20 protein-coding genes are annotated in these 19,166 nt (G+C 58.8%); all 20 read left to right on the forward strand.

Annotation, left to right across the window (positions count from 1 at the left end):
• The first annotated feature begins 2 nt into the window (after positions 1 to 2).
• Positions 3 to 314 carry a conjugal transfer protein TrbD gene (locus tag CWR53_RS00275; protein WP_023532470.1) on the forward strand — a complete coding sequence of 104 codons (312 nt, stop codon included), beginning with the start codon at positions 3 to 5 and terminating at the stop codon, positions 312 to 314.
• Positions 311 to 2,869 carry a VirB4 family type IV secretion/conjugal transfer ATPase gene (locus tag CWR53_RS00280; RefSeq protein ID WP_058603658.1) on the forward strand — a complete coding sequence of 853 codons (2,559 nt, stop codon included), beginning with the start codon at positions 311 to 313 and terminating at the stop codon, positions 2,867 to 2,869. The genes CWR53_RS00275 and CWR53_RS00280 overlap by 4 nt, the downstream gene beginning before the upstream one ends.
• Complete coding sequence (locus tag CWR53_RS00285) at positions 2,866 to 3,624, forward strand: VirB8/TrbF family protein (protein WP_058603659.1); 759 nt, start codon at positions 2,866 to 2,868, stop codon at positions 3,622 to 3,624. The genes CWR53_RS00280 and CWR53_RS00285 overlap by 4 nt, the downstream gene beginning before the upstream one ends.
• A gap of 10 nt (positions 3,625 to 3,634) precedes the next feature.
• On the forward strand, positions 3,635 to 4,525 hold the full coding sequence (trbG, locus tag CWR53_RS00290; RefSeq protein WP_058603660.1) for a P-type conjugative transfer protein TrbG: 891 nt from the start codon (positions 3,635 to 3,637) through the stop codon (positions 4,523 to 4,525).
• Positions 4,526 to 4,527: 2 nt separating this feature from the next.
• Entirely contained in the window at positions 4,528 to 4,971 is a 444-nt protein-coding gene (locus tag CWR53_RS00295; protein WP_081322814.1) for a hypothetical protein, read from the forward strand.
• Positions 4,972 to 4,977: 6 nt separating this feature from the next.
• Entirely contained in the window at positions 4,978 to 6,366 is a 1,389-nt protein-coding gene (locus tag CWR53_RS00300) for a TrbI/VirB10 family protein (protein ID WP_100850542.1), read from the forward strand.
• 23 nt (positions 6,367 to 6,389) lie between these two features.
• Positions 6,390 to 7,148, forward strand: a complete 759-nt coding sequence (trbJ, locus tag CWR53_RS00305; protein WP_081322812.1) for a P-type conjugative transfer protein TrbJ — start codon at positions 6,390 to 6,392, stop codon at positions 7,146 to 7,148.
• Between the two features lie 10 nt (positions 7,149 to 7,158).
• Positions 7,159 to 7,404 (forward strand): entry exclusion lipoprotein TrbK, encoded by a 246-nt coding sequence (trbK, locus tag CWR53_RS00310; RefSeq protein WP_058603663.1) that lies wholly within the window; start codon positions 7,159 to 7,161, stop codon positions 7,402 to 7,404.
• Between the two features lie 15 nt (positions 7,405 to 7,419).
• Positions 7,420 to 9,123: a P-type conjugative transfer protein TrbL gene (gene trbL / locus CWR53_RS00315; RefSeq protein ID WP_058603664.1), complete on the forward strand. Its 1,704-nt coding sequence runs from the start codon at positions 7,420 to 7,422 to the stop codon at positions 9,121 to 9,123.
• A 118-nt stretch (positions 9,124 to 9,241) separates the two neighbouring features.
• Positions 9,242 to 9,445 (forward strand): TrbM/KikA/MpfK family conjugal transfer protein, encoded by a 204-nt coding sequence (locus CWR53_RS00320; RefSeq protein ID WP_138031799.1) that lies wholly within the window; start codon positions 9,242 to 9,244, stop codon positions 9,443 to 9,445.
• Positions 9,446 to 9,455: 10 nt separating this feature from the next.
• Positions 9,456 to 10,061, forward strand: a complete 606-nt coding sequence (locus CWR53_RS00325) for a muramidase (RefSeq protein ID WP_100850543.1) — start codon at positions 9,456 to 9,458, stop codon at positions 10,059 to 10,061.
• Positions 10,062 to 10,245: 184 nt separating this feature from the next.
• Positions 10,246 to 10,869: a hypothetical protein gene (locus CWR53_RS00330; RefSeq protein ID WP_100850544.1), complete on the forward strand. Its 624-nt coding sequence runs from the start codon at positions 10,246 to 10,248 to the stop codon at positions 10,867 to 10,869.
• 62 nt (positions 10,870 to 10,931) lie between these two features.
• Positions 10,932 to 12,626 carry a DUF2235 domain-containing protein gene (locus CWR53_RS00335; RefSeq protein WP_100850545.1) on the forward strand — a complete coding sequence of 565 codons (1,695 nt, stop codon included), beginning with the start codon at positions 10,932 to 10,934 and terminating at the stop codon, positions 12,624 to 12,626.
• 346 nt (positions 12,627 to 12,972) lie between these two features.
• Positions 12,973 to 13,440 carry a hypothetical protein gene (locus CWR53_RS00340; RefSeq protein WP_058603669.1) on the forward strand — a complete coding sequence of 156 codons (468 nt, stop codon included), beginning with the start codon at positions 12,973 to 12,975 and terminating at the stop codon, positions 13,438 to 13,440.
• A gap of 160 nt (positions 13,441 to 13,600) precedes the next feature.
• A complete protein-coding gene (locus CWR53_RS00345) occupies positions 13,601 to 14,059 on the forward strand; it encodes a hypothetical protein (protein ID WP_258313184.1) in 459 nt (152 codons plus the stop codon).
• Positions 14,060 to 14,302: 243 nt separating this feature from the next.
• Complete coding sequence (locus CWR53_RS00350; RefSeq protein ID WP_100850546.1) at positions 14,303 to 15,064, forward strand: TraX family protein; 762 nt, start codon at positions 14,303 to 14,305, stop codon at positions 15,062 to 15,064.
• Between the two features lie 10 nt (positions 15,065 to 15,074).
• A complete protein-coding gene (locus CWR53_RS00355; RefSeq protein WP_058603671.1) occupies positions 15,075 to 15,614 on the forward strand; it encodes an IncP plasmid survival protein KfrC family protein in 540 nt (179 codons plus the stop codon).
• Between the two features lie 46 nt (positions 15,615 to 15,660).
• Positions 15,661 to 17,499, forward strand: a complete 1,839-nt coding sequence (locus CWR53_RS00360; protein ID WP_100850547.1) for a type IV secretory system conjugative DNA transfer family protein — start codon at positions 15,661 to 15,663, stop codon at positions 17,497 to 17,499.
• The gene (traF, locus tag CWR53_RS00365) at positions 17,496 to 18,035 is read left to right on the forward strand and encodes a conjugative transfer signal peptidase TraF (protein ID WP_058603672.1); all 540 of its coding nucleotides are present in this window, start codon (positions 17,496 to 17,498) and stop codon (positions 18,033 to 18,035) included. Before CWR53_RS00360 ends, traF begins: the two co-directional genes overlap by 4 nt.
• 286 nt (positions 18,036 to 18,321) lie before the next feature.
• A complete protein-coding gene (locus CWR53_RS00370; RefSeq protein ID WP_058603673.1) occupies positions 18,322 to 19,041 on the forward strand; it encodes a carbonic anhydrase in 720 nt (239 codons plus the stop codon).
• Positions 19,042 to 19,166 lie beyond the last annotated feature (125 nt).

Genomic DNA, 19,166 nt, shown 5'->3' on the forward strand with positions numbered 1-19,166 from the left:
CCATGGCGCTGCGCACCATCCCTATTCGCCGTGCGGGAAACCGCGACAACCTTTTCATGGGTGGCGACCGCGAGCTGGTGATGTTCTCCGGCCTGCTGGCCTTCGCCCTGATTTTCAGCGCCCAGGAACTGCGCGCCACGGTCGTCGGGCTGGTGCTGTGGTTTGCCGCACTTTTCATTCTGCGGGTCATGGCCAAGGCCGACCCGAAGATGCGCCCGGTGTACCTGCGTCATCGACGCTACAAGTCTTACTACCCGGCGCGTAGTACCCCGTACAGGGACAACCCGCCAAGTCAGGGAAATCAATACAAATGATCGAAGGTATTGCGTATGCCATCGCAGCCCTCGGTGCGTTGCTGGTCCTGCTGTTGGTCCAGCGTCTCCTGCAGGTCGATGCCGAGCTCAAGCTCAAAAAGCACCGCTCCAAAGATGCGGGCCTCTCAGACCTGCTGAACCATGCGGCGCTGGTCGACGACGGTGTGATCGTCGGCAAGAACGGCGCATTCATGGCTGCGTGGTTGTATCGAGGTGACGATAACGCCAGCAGCACCGACGCCCAGCGCGAGTTGGTATCGCTGCGTATCAACCAAGCCCTGGTGGGGTTGGGTAGTGGGTGGATGATTCACGTCGATGCCGTACGGCGTCCTGCGGTCAACTATTCCAGCAAGGGTTTCTCGCATTTCCCGGATCGGCTTACCGAAGCGATGGACGAGGAGCGACGCAGCTTCTTCGAGTCGCTAGGGTCGCTGTATGAAGGTTATTTCGTCCTGACGCTGACTTACTTCCCGCCCATGCTGGCGCAGCAGAAGTTCGTCGAGCTGATGTTCGACGATGACACGCCGCCGCCAGACCACAAGGCGCGTACGCGTAACCTGATCGAGCAATTCAAGCGCGATTGCACCAGCGTTGAGGGCAGCCTGTCGTCGGTGCTAAAGATGACGCGTTTGAAGGCCAATACGCTGGTTACAGAGGAAGGCGCACAGATTACCCATGAGGATTTGCTCAGCTGGGTTCAGTTCTGTGTGACCGGTATAAGCCAACCGGTGCAGTTGCCAAGCAACCCCATGTATCTGGACGCCATTCTCGGCGGCAAGGAACTGTGGGGGGGTGTGGTGCCTAAAATCGGCCGCAACTTCATTCAGGTCGTGGCAATTGAAGGTTTTCCGCTGGAGTCTGCGCCCGGCATCCTGGCCGCGCTTGCCGAGCTGCCCTGCGAGTACCGGTGGTCCAGCCGCTTCATATTCATGGATACCCATGAGGCCGTGCGACACCTGGACAAATACCGCAAGAAATGGAAACAGAAGGTTCGTGGCTTCTTCGACCAGGTTTTCAACACCAACAGCGGCAACATCGACCAGGACGCGCTCTCGATGGTGCAGGATGCGGCTGACGCGATCGCCGAGGTTAACAGTGGCTTGATCGCTCAGGGCTATTACACCAGCGTCGTCGTCTTGATGGATGAGGACCGCCAGCAGCTTGAAGAGGCTGCCCGCGGTGTGGAAAAAGCCATTGAACGGCTTGGCTTTGCCGCTCGTATCGAGACCATCAATACACTGGACGCCTATCTGGGTAGCCTGCCGGGCCATGGCGTGGAAAACGTCCGTCGCCCGTTGATGAATACGCTGAACCTGGCTGACATGCTGCCCACCAGCAGCATCTGGACAGGCAGCGCTGAAGCCCCTTGCCCACTCTATCCGCCGCTTTCGCCGGCGCTGATGCACTGTGTAACCAGCGGTGCCACGCCGTTCCGTCTGAATCTGCACGTGCGCGATCTGGGTCACACGTTCATGTTTGGCCCGACGGGTGCGGGTAAGTCCACGCACCTGGCGCTGATCGCTGCACAACTGCGCCGCTACCAGGGCATGTCGATTTTCGCCTTCGACAAAGGCATGTCCATGTACCCCCTTGCAGCCGGTATCCGGGCAGAAAGTGCCGGGCAATCCGGGCTTCACTTCACCGTGGCGGCCGACGACGAGCGTCTTGCCTTCTGCCCGCTGCAGTTCCTGGAAACCAAGGGTGACCGCGCGTGGGCTATGGAATGGCTCGATACCATCCTGGCGCTGAACGGACTGGAAACTACCGCTGCGCAGCGTAACGAAATCGGCCATGCGGTGATGAGCATGTACCGCGACGGTTCGCGCACCCTGTCCGAGTTCTGCCTGGTGGTGCAGGACGAGAACGTGCGTGAAACCCTGCGTCAGTACACCGTCGACGGAACCATGGGGCACCTGCTCGATGCCGATGAGGATGGTTTGACACTGTCCGACTTCACCGTCTTCGAGATCGAAGAACTGATGAACCTGGGCGACAAGTATGCCCTGCCCGTGCTGCTGTACCTGTTCCGCCGTATCGAGCGCGCGCTCAAGGGGCAGCCGGCGGTGATCATTCTCGACGAAGCCTGGCTGATGCTTGGCCACCCCGCTTTCCGCGAGAAGATCCGCGAGTGGCTCAAGGTATTGCGTAAGGCCAACTGCCTGGTACTGATGGCTACCCAGAGCCTGTCGGACGCCGCGAACTCCGGCATTCTCGATGTCATCGTCGAGTCGACGGCCACCAAGATCTTCCTGCCTAACGTCTATGCACGTGATGAAGACACTTCGTTGCTGTACCGGCGCATGGGCTTGAATGCCCGGCAGATCGAAATCCTCGCCACCGCCGTACCCAAGCGTCAGTACTACTACGTATCGGAAAACGGTCGACGGCTATATGACCTTGCCCTGGGCCCGCTCGCCCTGGCGTTCGTCGGTGCCTCCGACAAAGAGTCGGTTGCTGCCATCAAGCGACTGGAAGCCAAGTATGGCAACGGTTGGGTGGACGAATGGCTGGCCGCCCGTGGCCTCAGACTGAATGATTATGGAGTGGCCGCATGAGCTTCGCTGAACGCATGAAGGCGATGGTGCGCAAACGCCCCGCTGAACCCGTCGATACCGCTTCCGGCGCCCCGTCGCCGCAAGGCGCGGTACTCGACAACCCTTACCTGACGGCCCGTCGTACCTGGAACGACCATGTCGGCAGCGTCGTGACTTCGCGCCTAATGTGGCAGGTGGTTGCGATCCTGTCGATGATGATCGCGCTGGCCTGTGTGGGCGGCCTGATCCATATCGGCAGCCAGTCCAAGTTCGTACCCTACGTGGTCGAAGTGGACAAGCTTGGACAGCCGTTGGCGGTAGCGCCGGCGCAGGTGGCGCAGCCAGTCGATCAGCGCGTCGTGAAATCGCAAATCGCCAGCTTTATTGCCGATGCCCGCACCGTCACGCCGGATGTGGCGCTGTTGCGCAAATCGATCTTCCGCATTTATGCGCTGCTCAGCCAGAACGATCCGGCTACGCAGAAAATGAACGAATGGCTCAACGGCACCAAGGACTCGAGCCCGTTCGTGCGCGCCGCAGAAGAGACCGTCAGCGTCGACATCCGTTCGGTCATGCAGCAGACCCCGGAGACCTGGCAGGTGGACTGGGAAGAAGTCACTCGTGATCGGCAAGGCCTGGTCAAGAGCAAAGTCAACTGGCGTGCCCTGGTGACCACCTATACCGCCGAACCCACTACTCAAACCAGCGAAGAGCAACTGCGGATGAACCCGATCGGGACCTATGTGCGCGACTTCTCCTGGTCTAAGCAACTCTGAAGGACCGACCATGAACCGTTATCTTTGCGCTTTGCTCGCCGCCGCACTGCCTGCGTTCGTTCAGGCCGCGCCCGGCACCAGTCAGGCCGACTTGTATTTCTCGGACGCCAATCCAACCCTTACTCCGCAGGAAAAGGCCGCCCTGGCCATTTCCCAGCGTTGGCAGCAGGCCAGTGCCACCGGCATCAAGCCGGTCGATGGTGGTGATGGCACTGCCCGCTTCATCTTTGGTGCCCAGCAGCCGAGCATCGTCTGCGCCGTGTTGCAGGTGTGCGACATCGCCCTGCAGGCCGGTGAGCAGGTCAACTCGATCAACCTGGGCGACACTGCCCGCTGGACGGTCGAGCCGGCCATCACCGGTGCTGGCCCGAGCGAAGTGCAGCACCTGATCATCAAGCCCATGGACGTGGGGCTGGAAACGTCGCTGGTGGTCACCACCAACCGCCGTACCTACCACTTCAAGCTCCGCTCGCACCGCACCCAGTACATGCCGCAAGTGGCCTTCACCTATCCCGAAGAAGCGCTGGCGAAGTGGAACATGATCAAGCAGCGCGAAACCACCGAGCGCAAGCGCGCGACCATCCCCGAAACCGGCGAATACCTGGGTAACCTGAGCTTCGACTACACCGTCGAAGGCGACACTGCCTGGAAACCCGTGCGGGTTTATAACGATGGCAGCAAGACCATCATCCAGATGCCGCAAACCGTAGCCCAGACCGAGGCTCCGTCGCTGATGGTGGTGCGCAAGGACGGCGGCTGGTTCCGAGATGATGAGACCGTGATGGTCAACTACCGCATCCAGGGCGACCGTTACATTGTCGACACCGTGTTCGACAAGGCCATCCTGATTGCCGGCGTGGGCAAGTCCCAGGACCGTGTCACCATCCAGCGGGGTAAATGAGCATGCGCGCTTGTCTAGCACTGTTCGCCACCCTGTGGCTGGCCGCCTGCGCCAACGGGCCTTATGGCAACTTCGCCGAGCGCACATCGCCTGCGGTCAACCAGCAGCTGGCGCAGGCCACCGTTCGCCAGTTGGCAGTGGTGCACCCGCCTGCCAGTACCCGCTTGCGTTTTGCCCAGGAAACCCGTGATGGCTTCGGCACTGCCCTGTTGAGCACCCTGCGCGCCTCAGGCTATTCCGTGCAGGAGTTCGACCCCAAGGCCCAGCCAGCGTCTGCCGCGCGCGGTGTGGTACCTGCTCTGCCGCTGAACTACGTGGTCGACACCCCTAAGGACACCCAGCTGCTGCGGGTGATTCTGCGGGTCGGCCCAGAAACCCTGAGCCGTGCCTATGGCGTGCAGAATGATCGCCTGCTGGCCGCTGGCGCCTGGGTTCGCAAGGAGTGACATGGGATGAGTAAAGCTAACGATGCCATGTCCCCGGACGCCTCCCCCGGCAAGCTGAACCGCAGCAGCGGTGTGCGCCGTGTGAACAACTGGCCGATGTACATCATCGGCGCTGCAACCGCTATCTTCCTGCTGATCATGATGCTGGTGGCAGCGGATCGGTCGGGCGAGCAGAACGAGCCGAAGGACAAGAAGAGTGAAAAAACGGGCAACAGCAGCCTGTTTGCCAGTCAGATCAGCGGTATGGACTCGGACGGGATCATCCCGAGTAAGGCAGAACCGCCGAAAGTGCCAGTGCTCGACAACGCGCCAGCGCGCGAGCCTGAGCGGCTACAAGTGGTGCGCCCGGACAACCTTGACGCGCCGCCATTGCCGCCGCGTGCGTCGCAGCCGGATGTGAATGCGGACGAGTTGGAACGTATTCGCGTAATGAAGGCGCAGCAGTTCCAGGAGGCAGTGCGCGCCAGGAGTACGGTTCAGGTGCAGGCGCCGCGTAGCGCAGCATCCTCTCAACCGACCCACGGTCCGCTCGGCCCTCAGGACGCGCTTGCAAACATTGCGGCTGCACGCCAACGGTTGGACGAGCAGGCACGAAGTGATCCAAACAGCGCCTTCAAGGCCCGGATGGCCGAACTGCGTCGTGCAGGCATGGGCGGCGTCGGTGGTGGCGACGATGATTCGCCGTTTCGAGTTACGCCTTCATCTTCTCGTAATGCGGGCTACGATCAGTTCGCTGCAGATGGGAGCGAAGACCGTTGGGCGCTGAAGTCGAAAGTGGAGGCACCGAGGAGCCCCTACGAGTTGCGCGCTGGCTTCATTATTCCCGCGATGCTGGTGTCTGGGATCAACTCCGACTTGCCAGGGCAGATCATTGGGCAGGTCACTCAGGGTGTCTACGACACGGCGACCGGCAAGCACTTGTTGGTGCCTCAGGGCGCGCGACTGGTGGGGTCTTACTCCAGCGAGGTGGCCTATGGTCAGGCGCGAGTGCTGGTTGCCTGGCAGCGTATTATTTTTCCAGATGGCAAGGCGATGGATATCGGCGCCATGCCTGGGGCGGACGGCCTGGGCTATTCCGGGCTGAGTGATCAAGTCAATAACCATTACGTGCGACTCTTCGGGTCTGCCTTCCTGATGTCCGGCGTAGTGGCCGGGATCAGCTTGAGCCAAGACCAGAACAACAGCAGCAGTTTTGGTGGCGGCAATCAGCGTGAAAGTGCCAGCAGCGCCATGAGCGAGGCATTGGGGCAGCAGTTGGGTCAGGTAACGGCTCAGATGATCGCCAAGAACCTGAACATCGCCCCCACCCTCGAGATCCGCCCTGGATTCCGCTTCAACGTAATGGTCACCAAAGATCTTACGTTTTCCAAGCCTTATCAATCGTTTGACTACTGATGGACTAAGTCAAGGAGAGGACTATGAACAGACCTACTGCGTTTAAATCGGCTCTGGGCTTAGTGGCTGGTATTGGGCTCGCCCTGCAAGCCCATGCGGGGATTCCAGTCTTTGATGGTGTGAGTGTGGCTGAGAGCGTTAAGCAGACATTGCAGCAGCTTGAAGACTATAAAATGCAGGTGAGCCAATACACGGCGCAACTTGATCAATACGAAAACATGCTCAAAAATACTGCCGCACCTGCAGCCTATATCTGGGATGAAGCGAACAACACGATCAACAAACTGATGCGTGCGCAAGACATGCTTGACTATTACACCAATCAGGCAGGTAGCTTCGACTCGTATCTGGACAAGTTTCAGGACACTAGCTATTACAGAAACTCTCCCTGCTATGGGAGCGGTGGGTGCACTGCGGCAGACGAGGCGGCTATACAGAAACAGCAGGACATGGCCACTGCATCTCAGAAAAACGCAAACGATGGGATGTTCAAGAGCATCAAACAGCAGCAAGAAAACCTAAAAGCGGACGCTCGGCAGCTTGAGAGGCTCCAACAGGCTGCCACCACTGCCGATGGGCAAGTGAAGGCCATTCAATACGCCAACCAACTGTCTAGCCAGCAGGCCAATCAGCTACTGCAACTGCGTACGTTGATGCTGGCGCAGCAAACCGCCGAAGCCAACCGTCATGCTGCAGAGCTCGATGAGCGAGCACGTGGCGAAGCCCAGAACCGCAGGCTCACCGATTGGACGTATAAAAAGAGCCCTAAAGATGATTTTTAACGGAGAAGTTATGAAAGTGTTTAGCGTAAAAGCTGCCCTCGTGCTGGTCACTGCCGGGTTGCTGGCAGGTTGCTTTGGCGAAGACGTACCGCAGGCTACGGCTGAAAACTGCTCGCCCATTATGTACGAAAAAGTTCTTGCAGAACTTTCGAAAGAGGCCAGTAAAAATGAGTTCAAAGCCAACTGTGATAGTTTCTTGTCTTCGAAAAAAATGACGGATTGGGAATTTAAGAAAAGTCCGAAAGACGATTTCTAGTAAGGAATGAGTTTTATGCTTGGCAAACGTCGGGATTTGTTCGTAAACGCCTTGGCTATCCTCGCCATTCTGTCAATCCCGGCGGTGGCTCAAGCGGCGGGCCCCGGGTTAGGCAGCTCGGGAATCATGAACGAAGTACTCCATCGCTTCCGTGATGCCACCCAGGAATGGTTGCCCGCCATTCAGGCTGCGGCTGAACGGTTATTTTTGGCGCTGACCGTGATTTCCATGGTGTGGACGTTTGGGCTCATGCTGCTCAAGAAAGCCGACATCGGCGAGTTTTTCGCAGAGCTGATCCGGTTTCTGGTGGTGTTCGGGTTGTTCTGGTGGTTACTGAGAAATGCCATGCAGGGCCTCCAATTGGCTGAGAGCATCGTGAGATCATTGAGCGAATTGGGATCGACAACCGGTAAAATTGGTACCACTGATCTCCAGCCGTCTACCATTGTCGACATAGGGTTCGAACTCTATGACCGTACCGTTAAAGCGACTGATAAGCTGAGTTGGTACCAAATGGGCCGCCAGATCACTATGGAACTAATGGCGATCGTTGTTCTGGTCGTTCTGGCCGTGGTGGGCATCAACTTGCTGATACTTCTGGCATCCAGTTGGTTCTTGTTGTATGCCGGTGTGTTTTTCCTAGGCTTCGGCGGCTCGCGATGGACTTCTGATATTGCCTTGAACTATTACCGAGCAGTATTGGGTGTTGGGGCCCAGCTATTTTCAATGGTCCTTCTTGTCGCCATCGGTAAACGTTTCATTGAAGACTTCGCTAACCGCATCAGCGATAAGATGGCAGTGCAAGAGCTCGCGGTGATGCTCGTAGTCTCTGTGCTGCTACTTTTACTTGTCCACAAGATCCCGCCCATGATCGCAGCGCTGGTCGGTGGCGCAGGCAGTGCTTCATCGGGCATCGGAAACTTTAGCGCAGGCGCGGTAGTGGGTGCGGCAACTACCGCCGCTTCGATGGCTGGGAAGGGTGCTTCTGCAGTCGCCAGCGGTGGGGCAAACTTGATAGGTGGCGCCCAGGCTGTGCATGCCGCATTCAAAGGAGCGCAATCAAGCGTTGCGTCCGGCTCCGACATTGGCACGCGCATGGCTAGTGGTCTTTCCGGCATGTTGGGTGGTGGCACCAATGGTGGCCAAGCGGGTTCACCTGGCGGCAAGAGTAGTAGTTCGGAATCAAGTCCTCTCAGCTCAGTGATGGGCCTGTCCTCATCATCGAGTGCGGGAAGCGTACAAAGCGCCTCTTCCAGTGGAGGCGAACAGTCCTCGGCCGGTGGAGGTGCAGAGTCGGCGGGTTCATCTGCTGGCGGGGCGCAAGAGAGTGTCGCGGACGCTGGAGGTGGAAGCACGGCTGGGGGCGGTAACGACTCTAGCGCTGCCGCTGGCGCTGCGGGTGCCCAGGGGGGTAGCACCTCCTCCGCTTCAAAAGACGCTGCAGGCAGCACCGCTGGCAGCGGTTCAGCTCAAACCTCGTCAAGCAAAATGGGTAATGCTGGACGTGTCGCTCTGCAAACAGCAGCGAATCTGATCTCAGGTTCAGGCAGCGTGGCACAGGCGCGTGTCGACAAAAGCCTGGGCGGTAAGCTGGCACAGGCGGTGAGCAGTAGCGGGCAGCGTTCATCAGGCAATTTGGACACGCAGTCGAAAAGCCGTGACTTCAACCCCGACGCAGAAGTGAAAAGCTTCAGCGAGCGCAAACAAGATTTGACCTGACCTGGAGACTGTTGTGAAAAGCTCAATACGCTCAACTCATATACTGTTGGCCGCCACGCTCGCACTTGCTGTTGTGAGCCCCGCCCAAGCGGGTGACCCATGCGCCACTGTGTTGTGCATGTTTGGCAAACTGAAAGGCGCCGGTGTCGTTGAAGGCTGCGAGGGTCCGGTAGCGGACTACTTCAATATCGTGAAGAAAAAGAAAGGCAAAATCAGGCTGGATAGGACCGCCAACGCAAGACAGTCTTTCCTGGACAGCTGCCCAGCAGCTGACTCGGATAAGACCAAAGAAATTAACAAGAAATTTGGCAAAGTGATCTAGGCCTACGCGCATGCCCATCGACGCCCCGCCTTCGCTCCCGCCACTTGAAGAGCCGATCGTATGCTCGGTCATGGCCGCCGTTAAATACGAGCTGCCCGTGAATATCGTGCTCGCGGTGGCCGCTCAGGAAGGTGGAAAGCCGGGGCAATGGGTGCGCAACACCAATGGCACCTACGACGTAGGCCCCATGCAATTCAATACCAGCTACCTTCGCGAACTCGCCCGTTACGGCATCACTGCCCAGGATGTGGAGCAAGGTGGCTGCTATGCCTACGACTTGGCGGCTTGGCGCTTGCGCGGCCATGTGCGCAACGACCGTGGCGATTTGTGGACGCGGGTCGCCAACTACCACTCGCGTACCCCCGCGATCAATGCCCGCTATCGCCAGCAGGTGATGCGGCGTGCGGCCTGGTGGGCCGATTGGCTGGATGAGCGCTTCGCCACGCAGCAGATAGCACAAGCCGCCGTCTTGTCTGGCGCACCGGGCCAATCGCCTGTCGTTGCGGCGAACATCTCTTCTGGAGCGACGCCGGTCGTTGAAACGCAGCCAGCCGTGGCCCAGCCTAAGGCGGCGACGGCGTATGTGCCGCGAAGTCTGGTGCTGGGGGGCAAATGATGGGGAAGGTACTGCGCGGTGACAGTGTAAGCAGCGGAAACCGGGAGTTGTCCACATGGGTGGATAACCGAGTAGTGGCCCCGATTTCGGGATCAATCAGTATGCTTCCATCAACCTAGCCGGATGACCCCGTGCGAATTCAACCTATCAAGCGCCACCCGAAGACGGGCGTCATGGAGAATAAATGAGTAGAACCGACAACCTGAGTACATGGGTTCCCGTCGCTGCAAATAGCGCCATTCAAGGCTGCTGGTCTCGCCTGCGCCTGAGCTGGCTCGCCCCGCTGGTTTTCGGAGCGTTCGTGCTCCTGCCGGCCACTTCCTCTGCACTCCAAGCCAAGGAGATTTCCATGCAAGACAATCAAGGCCAATACCAACCCTACACACCTGGCATGAAGCTACCGGAAGGTGTGTTCCCTCCTATGCAGGGTTATACACACGAAGATTTGGTAGGCGCTGCCGCCAAGCGTGCCGAGGCCGTGCTGAAACGTGGTGGCGTGGATCCAACGCTCATACGCGAATCGTTGATAGCGCTAGCCAAGCACTTCAACCAGGCGCTTGAAGCCCAGAATGTCGAGTACCAGATATCGACCTGGTATCAGAAACCTTATGCAAACCCTGCCGATCGCGACAAAAGCGTCGCTGACATGGCAGAGACCTTCGGCGCACTGGCCGTCCGGGCCGCAACTGAATCCCTCAAGGGATCGCCGTTGCTGGATCAAGACAGAGAGCTGCTGGGTGAATACATCAGCAGTGCTGGGGATGGCGTTCACGATTTGATCGCTGGCTTGGAAAAGCCAGGCGCCTGATCGTTATCCAAAGCGGTACCTTAATCCTGTACCGCGCTCCAAAAGCACCATAGGGACATGAAATGAGTGATGCCAAGCGCTTTACGGTGTACTTCGATGGCACCGGGAACAACAAAGACCTGAATACGCCGGAAGGTACGCAGACTAACGTCGCGCGCCTTTTTGAACTCGACACGGCCAAGGGCACCAACTTGGCACGTAACTCAGGGCATGTTCCGCAGCAGTACGACGCGCAGGAGCGCTCGGGCCAATCTGAGAAAATCTATTTCGATGGCGTGGGCAGCCAGGGCCAGACGTCGGGGCGCTCGCTCATCGAAGGCGCTACCGGGCGCGGCGCGCAGGAGCGCATTGACCAGGCCTACGACGCTATCGTGGCCTTTCATAACAAGTACCCCGATGAGCAGGTTGACGTAAATATTGTCGGCTTCAGCAGGGGTGCATCCCAGTCCCGAGCACTCGCTAACAAGTTCATTGAAAGCGGCGTGCCCAAGCTTGATGGGCAAGGCAAGCCTACCGGGGAGTTTCTGATTCCGCCTGGCCAAGCGCATGTCAACAAGCTGGGGATCTTCGACACCGTGGCCACCGATGGCCTGTCCAATACAGATACGCACCTGGGCAAAAATCTCGAAATCGGCAAGAACGTCGATTCGACTACCCACTTGGTGGCCATGAACGAATACCGAGATACGTTCAGGCTGACCAGTGCGCTGCGCAATGACGATAACGGCAAAATCGAGGAGCTGAAGTTCGCAGGTGCCCACTCGCAGGTGGGGGGTGGTTATCAGAATGACGTACTGGCCGCAGGCCCGCTTGCCGTGATGTACGACCGCCTGCAGTCAGCAGGCATCGAACTCAAACCGATGCAGCAGGAAGATGTGCAACGCGTCGAGCAGTACAATGAATTGATTAAGGATCCGCAGAAGGTCCAAGCAGCGCTCATTGATTCACGCCTGATAAAAGGTGAAAAGGCATTTTCCCAAGACGAGAACGGCGTCTACAAAACCCTCGACAATCAGCCCTTTCCTCTGGAAAGAGGGACTATCAATATCTTTGATCGCCAAAACCGGCCTTTTGATCATGAGCCCGATGGCAGGGGCGTGATTTTCGAGAACGACGACAGACTAAGCCGCAGCAGCATCACGCGTGGTCTGGAAGGGCTGGGTGGCAGTCTTAAGGCGTTGGGCCAGAATGCACTGGACGCCACATCGCGTTTCGTTGGGCTTGATACGCGTAAGCAGGCCAAGCAAGACGGTCTTGACGTCATCGATCAGCTGCAGGCAGAAAGAGCAGCAGCTGCGCAGAAGCAGGTTTCTGATTTGACGGGCGACTTGAAGGCCTCGCGACCCAACGCGACTTACATCGAAGGCATAAAATTACAACCTGTCCCGATCCCCAAAACTGCTTCGCAAGCCCAGGAACTTGATCCTCTCTCGCAGCAGCGTAACGAGTCGTTCAAAGCGATGGAAGAGAAGGCTCGAGCCATCAGTTCGTCAGCAAGTATCAATGAAGCGTCTCAATCCGGGCGCAAGGCCACCAGCGGTATGGTCGTCGGCATGGACGAACACCATATCCTTCAAAAAGTCGGTCAGACTGATCAGTTCGTGATCCATGACCGGCGTGACGTCGATCCTAACCGGAACTTCCAGATAGGCAAAAGTACAGCCATCGTCAACGAGAAGGGTATCGGGGAGCTGGGGCGTAGCACCACACCCAAGATAGAACTCGATGTGGGGCTTGGTCAGGCGATGCGTAGGTGAGCGAATTATCGGACGCTCATCAGAGTTGTCCGATAACCGTATGCCGAATCCCAAAGCGCACTTCTGATGCCGGAGCAATGGCGAAGCCTTCAATTTCTATGCTTTTTGCGCAGCTAGGGAAGCGCGGTTGGATTCGCCTCTGGGGCTTAGGGATGAAGTATTTTTCCCCAAGGCTAGTCAGCATGGCGGGCAGGGATGCTGAATGAACGCTGGGCTGCGCTTGTCAAGAAAGCTTCGATGCCAAAGAAGCTATCCGTCTCCGTGAACCCATCTGTCGGCATTGGCGTTGAATTGCACTCTCATGACGCTGCTAATCATTCTTTCCATTGAAGCAAAGGAGCCAACCATGGCTGGAAAAGAATACATCTGCCGTCCCTATAGCCCCGGCATGGAACTGCCTGAGGGCGTCTTTCCACCCCTGCAAGGCTATACCCATGGTGATTTGATTGCTGCAGCCCATGGGCGTGTCGAGGCATTGATGCTAAAAAAGGGTATCGATCCTACGCTTATCCGTGAGTCACTTATTGCACTTGCCACCCATCTCACTGAAGCGTTTGAAAAAGAAGCAGTTGAATATCAAATCGCCAGTTGGTATCAAAAACCTTACATTGATCCAGCCGCTCGCTCCCGAAGCGTTGAGAAAATGGGCGAAGACTTTGGCGGCGCAGCAGTTGATGCTGCTGGTGATTCTTTGAAGAGATCGCCACTGCTTCTGCAAGGCAAAAACTTTTATGGCGATTACATAGAGGCTGCTGGCGATGCTGTGCACGATCTGATTGTGACCTTGAATGCAAGAGAACCTAACGCATTGTAGAGTTTCGGGGCATATATTTTGAGATGCTTAGATGAGTCAACCGAACTTTTGGACCCAGGAACGCTGGACGCGCTCAAGGATTGGCGTATTGGGCCTCGCACTGTCTGTCAGTCTAGTAGCGCTGCTGCTCACCTCCCCAGTTCACGCAAAGGAGCCAACCGTGGCTGATAAAGACTACACCTACCACCCCTATACCCCTGGCATGAAGCTCCCCAACGGGGTCTTCCCGCCCATGGAGGGCTACACCCATGGTGACCTGATCGCAGCCGCTCAAGTCCGCGTTGAGGCGTTCATGAAAGCGCACGATATCGACCCCACGCTGATGCGCGAGTCGTTGATTGCATTGGCGGCGCACATGAATGAAAAGTTCGAACGCGAAGGCGTCGAATACCAAGTGTCGAGTTGGTATCAGAAACCCTACGATGATCCTGCTGCACGAGCGCGCAGTGTCAAGGCAATGAGTGAAGAGTACGGCTCTGCGACCGTTGAAGCGGCCGCAGAATCGATGGGCAGCTCGCCATTGCTACATCAGGGTAGGGGTTTCTACAAAGGTTACATCGGGGCGGCAGGTGAGGCCGTTCGCGACCTCATCATCACTTTGAACAAATCAGATGCCTAAACGAATACAGACGGGTATGCGCGTCAGTACTCGGACACGATGCATGGCAACTGCATAGGGACATGACATGAGCAACGTTCTGCGGCTTCCGATATTTGTCCATGCCACTGGCAATCGCAACTGCGACAAAAAGCCTGAAGTTACTCCAGTGAGCCGGGCTTGCCTGTACGGCTTTTACGATGCCTCAAGTATCATGACACCCAGGTTCTGTCTCGAAACTGGACAAGGCCAGGCGATGCGCAGATGACACTCACCAGCACGCATTGCACCCCCGCCCCTGCCGATCAGGTAGCAGCCCCGGGCATTCGATTCCAGACCGGTGCGCTCGAAGCGTTGAAGTGGCTGGCATTGCTGTTGATGACCGGCGATCACGTGAACAAGTACCTGTTCAACGAGACGCTTCCCTACCTGTTCGAAGCTGGCCGTATCGCGATGCCGCTGTTCGTGATGGTGCTGAGCTACAACCTGGCGCGCCCAACGGCTTGGCCCAATGGCGGCCACCGGCGTACCGCCTGGCGCCTGCTGGGCTTCGGCGTGCTCGCCACGCCGCCGTTCATCGCCTTGGGCGGGCTGTGGTATGGCTACTACCCCTTGAACATTCTCTTCACTCTGCTGGTGATTACGCTCACCCTGGCCGCCTGCGAGCGCGCCTTGGCAGGCCAACGCTGGGCGTGGTTCGTGGCGCTGATGGTGTGCGTGCTGGGTGGCGCACTGGTGGAGTTCTGGTGGCCGGCGGTACTGCTGGGGCTGTGTACAACTTGGTTCGTCCGCCGTCCCAATCTGCTAGCCGCATTGGGCGCAGTGCTCTCGTTGGCATCGCTTACCTATATCAATGGCAATGCCTGGGCCATGGTTGCCCTGCCCCTCGTGCTGCTGGCGCGCGGCCTGTCACTGAACGTGCCGCGGTGGCGCTGGCTGTTCTATGCCTATTACCCCCTGCACCTTGCGGCGCTTTGGCTGATCCGTATCCCCATGGCCAAGGCCGGCTACCTGTTCCTGATTTGAGGAGTGCTTGATGAAAATGCCCACCCCCATCAACCCGCCGGCCGATGATGCCGGCCAAGGTATCGAGGCGCAGGCCCAGGCATTGGCCGCCGAGCAGGCTGCACTGCTGCAGGGCAGTTCGGTGCAGGCCCGCTATGATCAGGCCCTTGGCGAACTGGTCGAGCAGAAAGCCGATCAGGCGGGTGCGCTGGAACAGCGGCTGGAGAACATGCTGGACCGCCAGCAGGCGCAATTGCAGCAGAACATGGCTTCACGCCCAGGCATGATCGCCCTGCCCTCCACGCGTGCTGCCTGGGAACAGGCGAACCAGCGCTGCCAGGCACGCCTGCAACAGTTGCAGGCACGCCTGGAGCGGGTGCAGGACCTGCACCATGGCATGGGTCTGTACTCCCCTCGTATCGAGGAAATGGCAGCGCGCCAGTTACGAGCCCAGCAACCTGAGCTGGTCGAGCAATGGAGCCTGCAACGCCAGGCCGAGCGCAGCTTGACCGAAACACAGCGCCGCAGCCTCACCCAAGAGCTGAGCCGTGGCCGGACACCATCGCCATGATTCCAGCCCTATTTCCTAATCACTTCATCCTTTCCGGAGCCCATCCATGAAGCACAACAACGCCGTTGGGCCGCAAATTCGCGGCGAGAAGCGCGGCGGCGCCAGCCGTTGGCAAGCTTTGCTGGCGCTGGCGTTTTTGCTCGCCGGGTTGGCCACTGCCACGCAATATTTCGCCTATTTGTTCAACTATCACGCCGCCCTTGGGCCTAACCTCAACGGGGTCTATGCCCCTTGGATGATCTTGGTGTGGGCCGCTCGCTGGTCGACCGAACAGCAGGACGCGCTGATGACCGCAGGCTCCGTCGGAGTACTGGTCACAGGGGTTGGCCTGATTGCCGTGGTGGTGGTGCGCATGATCACTAACAACAGCGCCCAGGCCAACGCCTTCCTGCACGGTTCGGCGCGCTGGGGTGGGCACAAGGACATCCAGAGCGCGGGTTTGCTGGCCGATGAAGGCGTGTACGTCGGCGCCTGGCTCGACAAGCGCAACAAGCTGCATTACCTGCGTCACAACGGGCCGGAACACATCCTCACCTTTGCCCCGACGCGCAGTGGTAAGGGCGTGGGGCTGGTGATTCCTACCTTGCTGTCGTGGAAGCACAGCGCTGTGATCACGGACCTCAAGGGTGAGCTGTGGGCGTTGACCGCAGGGTGGCGCCAGCAGCATGCGGGCAACCGTGTGCTGCGTTTCGAACCGGCGACCGCCAATGGCTGCGTGGGTTGGAACCCGCTGGAAGAGATCCGCCTGGGCACCGAGTTCGAGGTGGGAGATGTACAGAACCTGGCCACACTGATCGTCGACCCTGACGGCAAGGGCCTGAACGACCATTGGCAGAAGACTTCCCAGGCCATGCTGGTCGGCTGCATCCTGCACCTGTGCTACCGCGCCCAGGATGAAGGGGGCGTGGCCAGCCTGCCGATGCTCGATGCCATGCTGGCCGATCCGTCCCGGCCCATTGCGGAGCTGTGGGAAGAGATGACCCATTACGGTCACCTGGACGGCGAAAACCACCCGCTGGTGGGCTCTGCCGCGCGTGACATGCTCGATCGGCCGGCCGAGGAAGCCGGCTCGGTGCTGTCTACCGCCAAATCCTACCTGTCGCTGTTCCGCGACCCGATCGTGGCCCGCAACGTGGCGCGCTCGGAGTTCAAGATCCGCGACCTGATGAACCACGATGACCCGGTCAGCCTGTTCATCATCACCCAGCCCAACGACAAGGCGCGCCTGCGCCCGCTGGTGCGAATTCTGGTGAACATGATCGTGCGGCTGCTGGCCGACAAGATGGACTTCGAGGACGGCCGGCCCAAGGCCCACTACAAGCACCGCCTGTTGATGATGCTCGATGAGTTCCCAAGCCTGGGCAAGCTGGACATCATGCAGGAGTCGTTGGCGTTCGTGGCCGGCTACGGCATCAAGTGCTACCTGATCATCCAGGACTTGTCGCAGTTGCAGGAATTCTACGGGCAGAACGAGAGCATCACCTCCAACTGCCATATCCAGAACGCCTACCCGCCTAACCGCGTGGAAACCGCCGAGCATCTGTCCAAGCTGACAGGCCAGACCACCATCGTGAAAGAGCAGATCACCACCAGCGGGCGCCGCTCCAGTGCGTTGCTCGGGCAGGTTTCGCGCACCATTCAGGAGGTCCAGCGCCCCTTGCTCACCACCGACGAAGCCCTGCGCATGCCTGGCCCGCGCAAGGACAGCCAGGGCAACATTCAGGAAGCCGGCGACATGGTGGTGTACTGTGCAGGCTACCCGGCGTTCTACGGCAAGCAGCCGTTGTACTTCCAGGACCCGATCTTCCTGGCCCGCGCCAAGGTGCCTGCGCCGCGCGAGAGCGATCGCACCATCGACCTGCGGGACACTGCGGCCACGGCATGAAACGACCGCTGAGCGTGGCTGCCGCCGTGGCCATCCTGTGTTTCCTGCTGTTGCCCCTGGCGCTGCACTGCGGCGCCAGGATCAACGTGACCAGTAGTTTCCCGCCCGGTATCTATTGGGTAGTCGACAAGACGCCGGCCAAGGGCGACCTGGTGATGTTCTGCCCGCCCGAGCAACCTCTGTTCGATCTGGCCCACAGCCGTGGCTACCTGGGCAGCGGATCATGCCCTGGCGGCTACATGCACATGCTCAAGCGCCTTGTGGCCGTGGCGGACGACGAGGTGGACTTTGCCGAGACGGGCGTGCGGGTCAATGGTCAGTTGCAGGTGCGCAGCCAGCCGCTGGCCAAGGACCCCAGTGGGCGGAGCATGCCACGCCCGCCTCAGGCTCACCTGCGCCTGGCGGACAGCGAGGTGCTTCTGCTCTCCGACTACAGCAGCTTGTCGTTCGACGGTCGCTATTTCGGGGTCTTGCCGCGCAAGCAGGTGAACGAAGTGGTCAGGCCTTGGCTGGTATGGCAGCGCGAGCCACGTTGAGCGCTGGGGGTTTAATCCCCAGCCTCACTAATCCGAGCAAATAATTGCAGTCATGGTACTTGGCAATTGATGCTTTTTTGCTACTATTGAAGCACCCTCCTGATCATCTGGAACGCCCGTTCTAGAGCCTCCGAATTAAGTTTCAGTTAAGTTTTCCCGGCTAGCGTAGGAAATCAGTCCACACCGACTGTGATTTATGCTCAATGCCTGTCATCTAAATCCCAGCATTGCCAGAATCTTTCACCGGTAAAATGGATTTGCCTACTCACCGTCAAGAGGATGAATCATGCCCGTAAAGGACCCATCCAAGGTCGTGCCGCAGGTCCCTGCGGAAAGCGCCGATGCCGCCCTGAAGCACATTGTCGACGGCTTCCTGCGCTTTCATCATGATGTTTTTCCTGAGCAGCAAGAGCTGTTCAAGAAACTCGCCACGGCGCAAACGCCGCGCGCCATGTTCATTACCTGCGCCGACTCGCGCATCGTGCCGGAGCTGATCACGCAAAGCTCGCCGGGCGATCTGTTCGTCACCCGCAACGTCGGTAACGTGGTCCCCCCTTATGGACAGATGAACGGCGGCGTTTCCAGCGCCATCGAGTACGCCGTCATGGCGTTGAAAGTGCATCACATCATCGTCTGCGGCCACTCCGACTGCGGCGCCATGCGCGCCGTGCTCAACCCGCAGTCGCTGGCCAAGATGCCGACCGTCAGCGCATGGCTGCGTCATGCCGAAGTCGCCCGCACCGTGGTAGAGAACAACTGCTCGTGCGAAACCGAGCATGAAAACATGCAGGTGCTGACCAAGGAAAACGTCATCGCCCAGTTGCATCACCTGCGTACGCACCCCTCCGTCGCCTCGCGTCTTGCCGCGGGCGAGCTGTATATCCATGGCTGGGTATACGACATCGAGACCAGCAAGATCGAAGCCTACGACGCCTTGAGCGACAGCTTCCTGCCGCTGTCGGCAGACCAGCCAGTGCCCTGCGCTACGCCGAGAGGCCGCTACTAAGCGACCCGACCACCGCTGAACCTTGATGGCCGGCTACACCCCGCTAGGGTGTGGCGTGGCCGTCTGCTGCCCTGAATTCCCTGACTGGTGTGCCGGCTGCTGCGCTGGCGGCCTGCTGCTGCGCG

It is taken from the genome of Pseudomonas sp. SGAir0191, from assembly GCF_002812565.2.
In the GTDB taxonomy this organism is placed as follows: Bacteria; Pseudomonadota; Gammaproteobacteria; order Pseudomonadales; family Pseudomonadaceae; genus Aquipseudomonas; species Aquipseudomonas parafulva_B.